The sequence below is a fragment of the Enterococcus sp. RIT-PI-f genome, from assembly GCF_001297065.1.
Classification (GTDB): Bacteria; Bacillota; Bacilli; order Lactobacillales; family Enterococcaceae; genus Enterococcus_D.
The window spans coordinates 1-14,234 of sequence record NZ_LHOX01000017.1; the positions used below are offsets into that span (position 1 = coordinate 1).

The following is a 14,234-nucleotide window of genomic DNA, read 5'->3' on the forward strand; positions in this document are numbered from 1 at the left end:
TCTTAGAGGAAAGCATTGTTATAGCGAAATAATTTTTACTGGTTTTTCGATAAAGCTTTCTTCCAAAAGATATTTTAATAATAACGAAACAAAAGATGTTAAATAAAAGAAAGCTAAGCACTACTGCTAAAATATACATCTCTCGATTAATAGTTAGGATTGGGAAATTATATATTGTCTGATTCATGTCCATCACATAAGGGATCGCTTGATGACCTAAACAAATTCCAACTAATAAAGCTATATTTACAATAAACAAGATATCTGTTAGATAATGGTTAGCAATCTCCTTGTTAGAAAAACCTAAGTAAGATAAAGTTAATATATTCTTTTCTTCTTTTCTCTTTTCTTCTAGAAAATAAATTAGAATAAGTATAATTGTTATCACACAAAAAATACTCACTATCAAAATAGAAAGCTGCTGTGGAGATTCGGCATCACCTAGAACTTGTTGGACGCGAGAATTATTTAATGTGTCTCGCAAAAAATGCGGGGAAAATTGATCGACAACTTCTTCCAAAGAAATATCTGAGCCATAAGCATAATACGATGTACTCCCATTTAAAAAGTATTTATTGAACGCTTCTTCTGATACATAAGCAACACCAAAAGCTAAGGGATTAGGCTGCAAAACTAATTCACTCTTTTTGGTCATAACATAATCAGGGGAAATTGCTGTTCCAATAATTTCAAAAAGTTCTCCCATTAGTTCTATCTCATTATGTAAAGACCATCCATTTGCCTGTAAATAATTTTTATCCAGCAAAATTTGTTTATCAGACGAAATATCTGCTCCAGTTGTTACTTGATATTGATTTAAATGAGTGGTTTCTTTGAATACACGTAGGGTTTGATCATTTATTACAATGTCTCGGTAGACTATTTTCTCAACTCTTAAATCGTTATTGATCTGATCACTAATAAAGTATCCTTGCTCCAATCGGTTGGTTTTATTAAATTGGTGAAGTGAACTAAGAACACTACTAGTTCCAACAAAATAGCCTATAAACAGACTAGTAGTAATAGTAACTAAAATAAAAATGGCCAAAAGTTTTGGACCATTTTTTCTCATCCTACGAATAATTCTTTTACGTTGCTTAGTATTCACCATGGAATTTCCTCCACAGATTTTGGTGTTTCATTAACAAAATAGCTTTTAATTGTACCATCGTGCAAAGTAATAACGCAATCTGAAAGCTGTTCAATTAAAGGGTTATGTGTCACCATTACAATGGTGACATTATTTTCTCTTACCACTTCCTTGAAAGTTTTTACCACTTCAATTGAAGATTTTGTGTCTAATGCGCCAGTCGGCTCATCACAGAAAATAACTTTACTCCCCTTTAATAAAGCTCTTAGGATAGCTGCTTTTTGTTGTTGTCCGCCAGAACATTCAGCTGGAAACTTGTACAAGATTTCTTCAATACCCCATTTTTGAATCAATCCTTCTATTTGTGGTGTTAATACATGTTCAAAAGCAATATTTTCAACGATCTTCAAATCATCGATTAAGTTGTATTCTTGAAAAACAAAGCTCAACTGTTTTCTTCGAATTGCTAAATTGGCTTTCTCACTTAAATGTGATAATTTTTCACCAAAAAAAATGACCTCACCTGACGAAATTTTTTCAATTCCTGAAAGACATTTTAAGAAAGTTGTTTTTCCTGATCCAGATGGTCCAACAACTGTTGTCCATTTTCCTGTATCAATCTCACAAGTAATCCCATTAAGAACCGAATGATTATTTTCTTTAACTTCACCATAAAATTTATGCAGACTTTCCACTTGAATCATCCAATTCCCCCTTTCCTTTTTTTGATAGACAAAAATAGAATGAATAAAAATTATTATCGGCAGGATAGATTTGTCTAATACAGAAGCCTGTTTCTGAAAGAAGTAAAAGAAATTCAGGAAACCTTACTGCATTTTTAAAAACCATTAAACTTTCATTTAATAAAACTTCTGCATATAGAATATTTTGACTTATCGAAAATTTATATTTATCAACGTAATTCCAATTAGAATATTGCTTTGCTATTTCAATTTGAATAGACTCTATGTGAGGAAAGTACTGACAAAATACTATTTGTCCCGAATCATCTAGCAAATAATATAGTTTTTCAAATAAACCTTTTTGTTCTTTGTGAGAAAGATAAAATAGCATATAACTCATATTCACTAAATCAAATCTTTCATTCAACTCAATGTCCATCACATCTCCTTGGATGATCCGAATATTGGGAAATTCACTGTATTTGTTTTTAATGTGCTCACAGACTATCTCTTGTTTTTCAATACCAACAATATTTGTAAATCTATTATTAATTATGAAATAGTCTATAAAGTTTCCGTTTCCACAACCAACATCTAAAATTCTTTGTGATATGCAATCCTTAAGTGCTAAAGCATAGTTTTTTGAATTGAAAAGTGAAAATGCTTCTTCTCCAAGATCTGAATAGAAGTCATCTGATAGGGAGGCCTCTGTTTTATTTAATAATGATATATTTTCCAATTCAATAATATATCTAATCAAAAATTTAATATATCTGCTAATAGGGGTTTTGAATAACTCCGGTTGACTTAATAAATCTTTTACATAATGATAATCTTGCCAAATACTACTCAACTTTCTATTTTTACCTACATAGATTTCTTTTAATTTAATTCTCGAATAAATTTCGCTACTCTCCTCCAACATCTCCAGATTTCTTAGCAAGTCTAAATATGCATGATATATTCTGTTTTCTTTCAGTAAACTCAGATCAATCTCTGATCCTAGAATCTCATTCTCGTAAATTTTTATACACACTATACATATAAAATTTTTCATTCTTGCATATAATCCGTATTCAAACATATAGCGACCATTTATGTCATACTTTGACAAAAATTTTAATACTGCCGAAAATCTAGTAAATCTTTTACTTTTTAGTCTTTTATTACAATTATCAATTTGTTCTTGGGTAATCTCCATTAGTTATCTCCTGAAAGCCTTATTTATTTTCAATACACAGTCTTTTTTTTACTATATCTATAGCATTTAATGTATGATTTATCTCATTTACAGTATGATCCGTACTCATGAAAAACCTTAACCTTGATTCGTTTTCTTTTACAGCTGGATAGACAATCGGCATAACATTAATTCCTTGTTCGTATAGTAATTGATACGCTAAAAGGGTCTTAGAAGAATTTCCGATTATCCATGGAATAATTGGGGTATCCTTACTTAATCCTGTGTCAATACCCAATTTTTTACAACCTTCTAAAAAAACAAATGAATTTTTTGCTAGTTTTTCTATGAGATCATGGCTCTTCTCAAACACTTTTATTGATTCTAACGCTGCTGCAGTATTCGCAGGACTAATACCACAGCTAAACACAAATCCTCCCATGTTATATCTTAAATAATCTATAAAATCTTGACTTCCAGCTATGTAGCCACCACAACTACTTGCTGATTTACTCAGTGTCCCCATAAATATATCGATTTCTTCAGAAGATATACCATAATAACTAGCAACTCCACGACCATGATCCCCAATTGTTCCAAACGAATGCGCTTCATCCACCATTAAAATTGCATCAAACTTCTTTTTTATTTTAATTAATTCTGGAAGATTGCATATATCACCATCCATGGAATATATCCCTTCAACAACTATCATTACTCTATTATATTTTCCTCTTAGCATTGACAACTCTTTTTCAAGGCTTTTCATGTCATTATGCTTAAATGGTTTCCTTTTAGCTCCAGAAAATATTGCTCCTTGTACTATGCTATTATGCGCTAATGAATCGTGTAGAATTAGGTCTCCTTTTCTCATAATTGTTGTAATGACATTGATATTCGTTCCATGACCGCTTACTTGTACTAAAGCGTCATCTACTGCTAAAAATGAGGCAATTTTCTTTTCTAATTTGCCATGCAAGCTAATCTCACCACAAAGCAACCTACTTCCAGAAACAGAAGTTCCATATTGTTCAATAGCTTGTTTAGCGCTACTTGCAACATCCGATTGCCCGTTTAATCCTAAATAATTATATGTTGAATAGTTTATATATTTTTTGTCATCAATAGAAATTACATTTTTAGCTACACTTTGATTTTGTTTAAAATATGGCACCTTTTCTTTCATCTGCTTATAATAAGTTGAAAAATTTCTAATTTCCTCAAAATCACTCAGTAGGCTGATTACCTTATTACTAGGCTCTTTCACTTCATAATCTAAGAGTTTAAATAATTCATTTACTGTGATATCACTTTTAAGCTTCTGAATCGAAAAACCTTCTAAGTTAACACCTCCCACAGTATTTCGTATTGTCTGATATAAATCCATCATCATAATAGAGTCAAATCCCAAGTCGGCTACAAGATAAGAATCTTCTTCAAATTGTTCTTTTTCATAGCCAGAAATATCAGAAATAATAGTAATAATTTGTTTTCTCATAGTTAAATCCCCTTTAAATACATCGTCTATCTTTAATATCTGTAAATTATATACTTAGAAAAATTGACATATAGTAGGAACTTTTCACTTCAAAAAATCAGCTAATAATAACTACTCACTCTTTTGAACTTTAATCCAACACTTCTCTTTGCTTAGCAAAGTAAACTTTCCGATCAAAACTAACCCAGCTATGATCATAATTTTTAATTTCATATACAATTCCTCCAAATTTTTCTGGTTGCCCCATATAAATTAAAACCTTAAACTAATCAATATTTTTTAATGCCTCGACCAAATCTATTTTTTTAATTCGTTGACTAACAAAAATTGTTGTACTTAAAGAGCAAATCCATACAATAGAAGTAGCAATCAACACATTAGGTAGGTAAATATATGGCTGATAATCAATATGAATAGTTGAAAATGTTTGAACGTACTGTGTTAGAAACCAACTCCCTGCTGGAATACCTACGCACCAGCCAATGAGGGTTGTGAAGATGTTTTCGATCATTGTGATTCTTCTTAACTCCCTATTCGTCATACCTAGCACATTCAATGTCGTATAGTCCCGCATACGTTCAACAAAATTTAAAGTGCCTAAATTATATAAAACGACAACAACTAATAATATTGCAAAAGCAATAATCATCGAAAAAATACCTTGTAAGCTTTCCACAAAATCATAGGCATTTTGTTTTTGATCTGCAATTGAAATTGTTGAAACAATATCAGTGTTTTCTTCAACCTCTGAGAAATCTAACAAGCGATCTATTAATAGTGTTTGAGGTTTGAAACTTCCTCCTGCCTTTTCCCAAGTCTCTTTAAAAATGTATGCTCCTTGATTTGTTTCACTTGAAATAATTCCCGTAACTTCAAATGTAAAGGAATGTTCATGGAAGGCCGGATAGACAGAAACAGTATCCCCTTTTTTAATTTTTGCTCTTTCAGCAAAACCCTCAGTTACATAAAAACCGCCAACAGAAATTAAATCACCATCGGTTGTTTGCATATGGATAAATTCCCCCTCTTCAATTACCATCAAAAGGCGATTATAGCCATCATCTGGTGAAAATCGACTAGGTATCGTTTGTATCCATTGCCCAAATAGCTCACTTTTAAGGGTCCGGTAGTTGCTTGTGTTAATCCTTTGTTCGTATGTGAAATCTTGCGTATAAGCTTTTTCAACTAAATAATTGATTGATGTTGGCATACCCAAACCCGCAGTTATTAGCATCATGCCTCCAGCAACCCCAATAATTCCCATTAAAATGCGTATTTTATTTATTGCCGCATCTCTGATTCCCCAACGATTTTCATAATTTAGCTTGCTCCAAATATAATCGGACCGCTCAAGGAATGTACGTGAACCTTTTTTTTCACTCGTTCCTCTGAGAAAGTGCACAGGCAAACTTATTCTAGCTTCACGTGAAGCTAAAAATGCTGATGATACACAGACAAGTAGTACAAGACCACAGATAACCAGAGAAAAATAATTATATGAAATTTTCCAATGAGGCAACGACAACATATTCTTTTGTGTTTCTAACACAAAACTCGATAGCATGGGAGCAATCACCAATCCGCAAGTAATACCAATTCCACCAACGAGTAAGCCAAAACTACTATAATGGAAGCCAATCTTTTGACTAGAAAATCCCAAGGCTTGTAAAACTGCAATTTCTTTCGTTTGAGTTTCAATAAGTCTTTTTATTGTTGTGTACATTGCCAAAATAGCCAGTAAAATAAATATAAATGAGAACATATAAGAAAGATTTCTTATCTGATTCACCCTTCCTAACGCTTCTGATACTTCACTGAGTGTAGACCGATTGTAGTAACCTCCATGCCGTTCTCCCATAATCGACTCAGCACTGAGTCGGACATCCTCGCTATCTCCAATGATTTCAATTACACCTGGTAGACCTGACAAATCAAGAGTTTCTTCCCAAGTTGCTAGTGAGATAAGTCCATAACCAACCTCTTCATTATTAGGTGCAATAAATTCTTGGGTTCCTGTGAAATAAATTTTATCTGTTGAAAGAATAAATCCTTCAACAACCAAAACCACCTCTCTATTTCCTAACATTACACGTAGCTCTTGATTTAATTGTAGATCGTTTGCTTCTGCATATCCTTTGTTTATCCATATTCCACCAACTTGTTTATGAAATGTTTTCCCACGAACAATATATGGTGATGAAGGTGAATTTTCATCATAAGTACTAAGTGAGAGCGAGCGCTGCATAGCATTATTTGAAATATCTTTCACATCAATAATATGTTTTGCATACACAGTCTGTACCCCTGAAATATTTTCAAAAGCCTTTATATCTGCATCACTAAATCCAGTGCTATAAACCCAAGCGTCTGCCAAACCATTTTCTGATATAAAATTTGTTAAACTAACATCCAGACCTCCCCAAACCCCCTGTAAACCTACAAATACTAATATGCTGAGAAACGCCATCAAAAAAACAGAAAAAAACTGCAATCCATTTTTTCTAAGATCACGCAACAGCTTTAAATTTAAGTATTTCACACTGCCCCCTCCTGTTTCAGCCTTTGAGGTGGATCATTCTTAACAACGGACACAACTTTTCCATCGTGTAATCGAATCACTTTATCTGCCATCTTGGCAAATTCTGCATTATGTGTAACCATGACAACAGCTCTGTCTAATTTTTCTGAAGCTTGCTTTAACAAAAGTAAAATCTTATTTCCTGTGTAAGAGTCTAATGCACCCGTTGGCTCATCACATAGCAATAAATGAGGCTCTTTCGCTAATGCTCGTGCAATCGAAACTCTTTGCATTTCACCACCAGATAATTGGCTTGGAAAGTTGAACTTTCGATGGTTTAATCCAACTTCATTTAAGTAATAGTCCGCCTTCATTTTAGTATGTGTAAGCTGTGCTGCAATCCCAACATTCTCTAATGCGGTCAAACTGGGAATCAAATTATAGAACTGGAAGACAAAGCCAACAGTTTCCCGACGAAATGTGCATAACTCCTCTTTAGAAAGTTGGCTAATTTCTCTATCATCCACTAATAACGCACCCTGGCTAGGTTGATCCATCCCACCTAATATATTTAATAGCGTACTTTTTCCTGATCCAGACGGTCCAAGAATTATCGTAAATTCACCTTTTTCTATTGTTACACTCACATTGTTTAGCGCAATAATTTTTTGAGATTGCTCCCCATAAAACTTACTAACATTTTTTAATTCAATCATCATTTTCTCCTAGAATTCTGTCATAATCTTAATCTTCTCTTTTACTGTTGGTTCACTATATTGTTCGATAATTTTCTTTGACACAGATTCTCGATTCTCTTTGATTCTCAATTCGGCTAATAAAACCGCCTCTTTAATAGGCATAACTAGCGGTAGTTGGTAATGATCAACAATTTGCATTACTCTACTTTCCTGATTCCCAGTAATGAAACAGGGTTCTAAATGAATCGCTTGAAATGAATCAATTAAATGTTGATCTGATAATTGTCTATACCGCTCTGAAACAGGACGATGTCCATCTGAATCCATTTCAAATTCAATAGGAAGATGAGCAACATCTGTGTACCATTCTTTGGCGTGTAGATTTACAACCTGTCCATATGCTGTCATATATTTTCTGAAAAATCGGCGTGATGGAAATCCCAAAACAGCTTTGACTAGTTGGTGAACAATAGCTGCTCCAGGATTTATACCGATTTTCATTCTTACTGTGCCATAAATCCACTCATTCAATACTGAACCATCAGAAATAAAGCTTCTTCCTTCACCATATGCGATTGATTCTGCTCGAACTCTTTCCTCCATCCTTTTTAATCCGAGAGCCATCAGTTCTGTTGCTGACATATCTTGGAAACGTCTGCTAGGATATAAAGTTGTCAATATCTCTCTTGCAGATAAAGCATTAATCAGAGGAATCCCAGTTGCTATCGACAACGCGGTAGCTGTTGTTGTTTTACCAGTTGAATAAGTTCCTGAAATAACTAATCTTATTTCTCTATCCATATGTTTTCCCTTCTGTTATAGTTTGACGTGCCTTGTAAGGTAACTTATGTGCTACTTTGCCCATAAACCTAATGTTATGACAATTTGTATGTCCAGACATTTTAAATGTTCTCCATTCTTCAGCTTGCATTGTAATCAGTTTTACTTCATCTATTTTTCCTTGAACCGTCAATGGATCTGATTCTGGAAGATAGGGATCAACAATTTCTGCTTTAACTGTCCTCATCCATAAATTATTTGTTTCATTTCTATCTACCATATCAAAACGATAAGCAGCGACTTGTGATAACTGAGAAAAAACAATTAACCATTCAATCAATGAAAGCGCCCCCTCATGTTGACTTTGTATACCTGAGAAGTTGAGATTATTGATTGGTGTTCTGTTTATTCGTCCAAAAATTTCTAGCTTTTCATTTAACTGAATATCCAATATATCGTGAAAAGACTGTTTCAAATGATTGGAAACATAACAATTTTTATCGCTATTCTTTTTAGATGCTGAATCCACAGGTATTTTTTCTTTTAGACTAATATTGATTTTCATTCCTTGAATATTGATTAAAAATGCGTAACATTTATTCACCCGATCAATAAGAGAATTTTTTATTGAAATGACGATTTGATCAATGTTTTCAATTGGAGTTGTAGCCGACTTAATCTCAAAACTTGTTAATAGTAATGTTTCGACAGGAACAGTAGAATTATTCTTCTCAAGATAAATCTCTGCAGCTAACATTGCAAAAATCAATCCATCTACTGTGGATAAATGTGGTGTTAAATTAACCCCTGATTTTTCCGACCAAATACTCTCTTGCTGGATTCTGCCAATAATGTGAAAATTTGGTGGTTTTTCTGTTATTTCACACCTTATTATTTGATAGACTGTTCCTTTGTGACCATAGCCAAAATAACGATTTTTGGCTTTACCTAAAATTTGATCAATACCAACCATTTAATCCTCCCCTTACTTTTAATAATTCACTTTTTCTTGACTCTAATTATCAAAAAATGGGCAAAAAAAAACATCGGTATTTTCCGAATGTTTTTTTGCGGTAATCCTCATTTCACTAAGTTTAACCTGATTCCTTCTCTAACTGCACCAATCCTGGTATTGACGGACAATTTGTTACATATCGTTGCTACATGTGTTTCGACGGTACGTCGGCTAATATATAATTGCTTAGCAATTTTTTCGTTCGTCATTTCATTAGCTACTAAATTCAATACTTCGATTTCGATAGACGTTAAAAGACGCTGTTCCTCCCGTTTGAGTAAATGTACAGGTAAGATGGTGTTTCCATTTGAGATTGTCATGACAGCATGAATCAATTCATCATAAGAAGCCTCTTTTCTTAAAAAAGCATTTACCCCCAACTCAATTGCCCGTTGGTGAATCAACTCGTCATAAAAACCGGAAATAAGTAAAAGTTTAGGTACTTGTGTAATTTCTTTTTGGATTGTAGGAATTAAATCAAAAGCATGACAATCTTTTAACATCATATCCATTACAATCACATCTATTGGTTGATGTTTTAGGCAAAGAAAAAAATCTTTTACATTGTTATATGCTCCGACAACCTCAAATGCGCTTTCTCTTTGTAAGGAATTTCGTAAACCTTCAAGTACCAATTGATGATCATCTAAAAGTACGATGTTTATCTTCATTATTAAGTCTCCTCGAATTTTTCTTTTGGTATCTTTAAACGAATTATTGTTGGCATTTCCTGATATTCCAATGTACCACTTAACAGAAGTAGTTTTTCTTTGATAATATTCAGCCCAAAATGTAGCTCCATATCAACTTTAGTTTTTGTAAAAACACCGTTATCAATTACTTCGAAAGAAAAAAACGAGTTGTCAGAATAACAAGTAATAATTATTTCTGTAGCCATTCCATGAAGAATACTGTTGTTTACTAATTCTCTTATTGACCTTAATATAAAATTGTTAATTTCAGCAGACTCTGTATGTATGGATTTATCAAAAACAAACTGAATAAACACAGAATGTTTTTGTTGGGTTTGGGTAATCAAAGAGCTTAATGTTCTCTCTAGTCCAATTTCTTTAAGTAAGAGTGGATAGATATCTGAGCACAACTCTCGAAGCTGATAGATTAAACCATCTAAATGCTGAATGATTTCTTTTTTTGCGATTATATCAGTTGGATTCTGTTCAATTTCTCTCAGTGTATGAATGGTATCCTGAATGATACTATCATGAATAAAAGTTGAGATATTCTCTCTCTCATTTTCAACTGCTATAAATAAACTCAGTGACTCTGAGACAATATTCCTCCGACTGAGCAAAACAAAAATTTCTTCAAGTAAGGGAAAAAATGCGTATAACAACAACAATAAGTAACCTAAGATAATTGACTGTGGAACATAATTTGTCAGATATATTGCTAAGAACGCGATAGTTGACAGAAATACTGAAAATAAAAGATAAATAGTTGTTCTACTCACACGATAACGAAATTTAATTACTCCCCTTATTGTAAACATATGAAAAATACTGAGCAAAGGTAATAATGAGAAAATAACTACTGAATAGTATGGCGCTATCCATACCCTTGGATATATATATAATAAAATTAAAGGCAATGTACTAATCAAACTGACCAATGGAATATTGGTCTTATATTCTTTCATGTTCTTTGAACCTTTAACAGATTGGTATCCTAATTGAGCGAGTAAAATTAATAACACAATAGTAAAAATATCTAACGCCAGATATTCGGACAACCAGTACGGAAGTTTAAAAGGTATCGCCAGTAATGCTAAGGAAATGTTCAAGGTGAAAAAAAGTCCTAAAAAGGTAATTAGGTTCTTATTCGATTGATTACTATATTCAGCATCAAAGTACGTTTGAAGACAAATAGGAAATGATGAAAGCGCAGAAATAATAATTAATCTCCCAAAACTATTGCCAATACTTGAAGGAAAAATTGCTAAGATAAGAAACATAACGTTAACAAGAAAGACACAAAAAATTCTTGATTTTCGAGACACTAATTGTTTACGATAAAAGTAAATCAAAAATATCATCAAAATAACACTTACAGAATAAAGAATAAGAAACGCTTTTTCAAAAAAAATATCAGCGTCAAACTGAATAACGATTGATTTACCATCTCTTTCTAAATGAAGTTCTTTTGCTTGTTCGACAATTAACCATTTATTTAAAATGTGATTGTCATCTGCTAAGTCATTATCAATTAATACAACTTTATCCCCTACCTCGATGTCCTCGTTTAACGCAGCTCCTCCCCCATGGATTCTCTTAACGATCCAGTCATCTTCATTTTTTTGAGCACGAATTCCCAAATAAGTAGTTTGATTAGAAAACACAAAAAAGTACACACTTATAACAATGAATATTAGAATGATTATCAGACTTGAACTATGCCAAATATTTGATTCTTTTGTCATTGATCATTTCCCATGGAATCAACTATACAAGCAATTATGTATAAACTAAACATTTCAATAATATTTAGCCACTATCGCACATTCAATGCATCATGCATATAGTGACAAGCATTAGTCTATCCCTACTTGCTAGCTCAAATACTCTTCCATCCCTTTCCTAGATTGTATTACTTGAGTTGTCAATAGAATAATTTGAAAGCTTTTGTATAATCTCATGTGTACTTACTCAATATAATCATTAGATTCGTATTGAATTGTTGAAACATTTTGCATCTTAAGAATTCATTTGATAAATATCAGATTAGTTATATAGAATATATTTGTTCGTTACTTGACAACAAATTTAAAAATCAAAGAAAAACAGGAGAATCCTTCACTCCAATATTATCATATTTACAAAAAAAATATATCATTTTTCTTTTTTAAAGATTAAAAAAGGAAAATCGGGTCAGAGTCCTTTTTTTTCATACTCACATAAGGATCAAGTACGCCCTGATTTTCCGGCTGATTTGTCAAGTTGAGAATATTGATTTCATCCGCAGTCTCTGGCAAGGTTCCTTTCCAGCTACCACGCTCTCCTTTTAGATTAAAAATCTCAGCTTGCCCACCGAGTAAACCAAAGAATGCAATTGCCAAATCATTGGTAATTGAACCTTTTACCTCTTGTGAGGTCAATGCGGTTTTCAGGTATATATTGCGTCCCGTTTCTACATTATAGCCAAGCTATAATCCCTCCAATTATCCTAGCATTTCGGTAGTTCCAAAACCAAGTCCAGCGAGAAAGTCAGAAGTAACATACTGGATATAGTCATTCATATAGCATTTGATTGGGGGCAAGAATTATTCATGTAAGCCCATCAGGTCGCCAAAAGGACGGACTAGTTTTACATTGGTATCACCATAAAAATCGAACACTTCATCACAACGACGTTTTAGTTCATCTATGGATTCCAAAGCTTTCAAAATATTGGCATTCGTCTCTTTAACAGATTGATACGCATGGTTGTCTAAATCTTTTAATTTCTTTTTCTTATTACGAACGTTAGCTAGTACTTTTTTATTAGTTACACTTTCTACATTCATACTCTTGTCGATGAAGAAAGTAAATTGTTGTTGCTGGTAATAAAAAAGTTCTGAGGAAGGAAACTCCATCTCCCCCACAATCGTATTGATTGCTAAATGCGTTTCATCCGATTCATGATTTTCATCTTCCTTTCATAAGGAGCAAGGCTTTTCTTTAGTCAAACAACGACTGGGACCTAATAAGTTGTAGTGTTTCACCAAAGATTCCGACTTCAGCTTTTTCTTTGGCAACTGAAATTCGTACTCTTCAAATGGTGTACCCCTTACGCCATAGATATGTTCAATAAAATATGTGAAATCACTCGGTGTTACTCGTCTGACCTTAAATCTCCGAGCTAATTTACTTTCCATTAATTTTTCAAGCTTAGAATAGCGGTGAATTTCTTCATTGGATAAGGAAACAAAATCACCAATCAAACTATGATTCACACCATAGACAAACTCTTGAAATCCAGACAAAAAAGATTTTTTCAGACTTTTCAGATTGACTTCCTCATCTGTGGCAATCAGTTTGAAACCAATAAAAAAGCGATAATCAATCTGACTATCGCCAATCATAGATACTAAAGCATCTGTCTGTAAATCAATTCGTTGTTCAGCTACTTCTTTTAACCGACCTGTAATTTCCTTTTTCGATCACTCTTGCGTAGCTCGGATGCTACTTTCCGTGGCAATTTGTAAGGCATGGATCTTACCTTCACGATTTTGGGCAATAAATTGGCGAAAATTATCAGGCACTTGATATTTCTGTTCGGGAGATAAGAAGGAATAGTTATAGGGTACTAGTTCGTAGTAGGCAAAACATTCTCCCTCTTGATTAAAGACAAGATTATTTTCAATATACTTAATCGGGTACATAGTTCAAACTCCTCACTAAGGTGATAGGTTCATCCCATCGTTTCTTCTGTTCTTTGATTTTCTTTCCTGCAAAAGTGACCTTAAACCGCAAGTGATAACTGATAAAAGATCGTAAAAATCCCAATGGTTTCTTGCCATCGAAGGTCTTTTGTGACATAAACCAAGTAACCACCACTGGTATTCCTAAGTATTTAAAAAAAGCCCCCTCTATCATAGATAGTGGAGGCACCTGAGCAAATACGATGATAAACAGTAAAGATAGAACGAACCAAGCCATTTGGTTGAAGGTCACAGGAAAAGGCAGCTGAAAGTCATTGATTGCGTAAATGACTTTTTCAACTGCCCAGATACTGGCATAACTTTTTATTTTTTTCATTGTTTAGCCTCCTACACA

11 protein-coding genes and 1 pseudogene are annotated in these 14,234 nt (G+C 33.2%); all 12 read right to left on the reverse strand.

Annotation, left to right across the window (positions count from 1 at the left end; genetic code table 11):
- Positions 1 to 1,108, reverse strand: a 1,108-nt coding sequence (locus tag AEQ18_RS09945) for an ABC transporter permease (protein WP_235505527.1), incomplete at its 3' end; no start/stop codon positions are given.
- Entirely contained in the window at positions 1,105 to 1,794 is a 690-nt protein-coding gene (locus AEQ18_RS09950; RefSeq protein ID WP_054116195.1) for an ABC transporter ATP-binding protein, read from the reverse strand. The genes AEQ18_RS09950 and AEQ18_RS09945, both read right to left, overlap by 4 nt.
- Positions 1,769 to 2,974, reverse strand: a complete 1,206-nt coding sequence (locus AEQ18_RS09955) for a class I SAM-dependent methyltransferase (RefSeq protein ID WP_054116196.1) — start codon at positions 2,972 to 2,974, stop codon at positions 1,769 to 1,771. The genes AEQ18_RS09950 and AEQ18_RS09955 overlap by 26 nt, the downstream gene beginning before the upstream one ends.
- A 19-nt stretch (positions 2,975 to 2,993) precedes the next feature.
- A complete protein-coding gene (locus AEQ18_RS09960) occupies positions 2,994 to 4,451 on the reverse strand; it encodes an aminotransferase class I/II-fold pyridoxal phosphate-dependent enzyme (RefSeq protein WP_054116197.1) in 1,458 nt (485 codons plus the stop codon).
- A gap of 265 nt (positions 4,452 to 4,716) precedes the next feature.
- A complete protein-coding gene (locus tag AEQ18_RS09965) occupies positions 4,717 to 6,990 on the reverse strand; it encodes an ABC transporter permease (RefSeq protein WP_054116198.1) in 2,274 nt (757 codons plus the stop codon).
- The gene (locus tag AEQ18_RS09970) at positions 6,987 to 7,685 is read right to left on the reverse strand and encodes an ABC transporter ATP-binding protein (protein WP_054116199.1); all 699 of its coding nucleotides are present in this window, start codon (positions 7,683 to 7,685) and stop codon (positions 6,987 to 6,989) included. Before AEQ18_RS09970 ends, AEQ18_RS09965 begins: the two co-directional genes overlap by 4 nt.
- Before the next feature lie 9 nt (positions 7,686 to 7,694).
- Positions 7,695 to 8,468, reverse strand: a complete 774-nt coding sequence (locus AEQ18_RS09975; protein WP_054116200.1) for an AAA family ATPase — start codon at positions 8,466 to 8,468, stop codon at positions 7,695 to 7,697.
- On the reverse strand, positions 8,461 to 9,420 hold the full coding sequence (locus tag AEQ18_RS09980) for an AvrD family protein (RefSeq protein WP_054116201.1): 960 nt from the start codon (positions 9,418 to 9,420) through the stop codon (positions 8,461 to 8,463). Before AEQ18_RS09980 ends, AEQ18_RS09975 begins: the two co-directional genes overlap by 8 nt.
- 107 nt (positions 9,421 to 9,527) lie before the next feature.
- Positions 9,528 to 10,133 (reverse strand): response regulator transcription factor, encoded by a 606-nt coding sequence (locus tag AEQ18_RS09985; RefSeq protein WP_054116202.1) that lies wholly within the window; start codon positions 10,131 to 10,133, stop codon positions 9,528 to 9,530.
- 2 nt (positions 10,134 to 10,135) lie between these two features.
- Positions 10,136 to 11,899, reverse strand: a complete 1,764-nt coding sequence (locus tag AEQ18_RS09990) for a sensor histidine kinase (RefSeq protein WP_054116203.1) — start codon at positions 11,897 to 11,899, stop codon at positions 10,136 to 10,138.
- A gap of 441 nt (positions 11,900 to 12,340) precedes the next feature.
- Positions 12,341 to 13,840 (reverse strand): annotated as a pseudogene (locus tag AEQ18_RS09995) (ATP-binding protein); the annotation flags it as partial.
- Positions 13,827 to 14,216, reverse strand: coding sequence for a conjugal transfer protein (locus tag AEQ18_RS10000; protein ID WP_054116204.1), 390 nt, complete (start codon positions 14,214 to 14,216; stop codon positions 13,827 to 13,829). The gene AEQ18_RS10000 and the pseudogene AEQ18_RS09995, both read right to left, overlap by 14 nt.
- Positions 14,217 to 14,234: the final 18 nt, after the last annotated feature.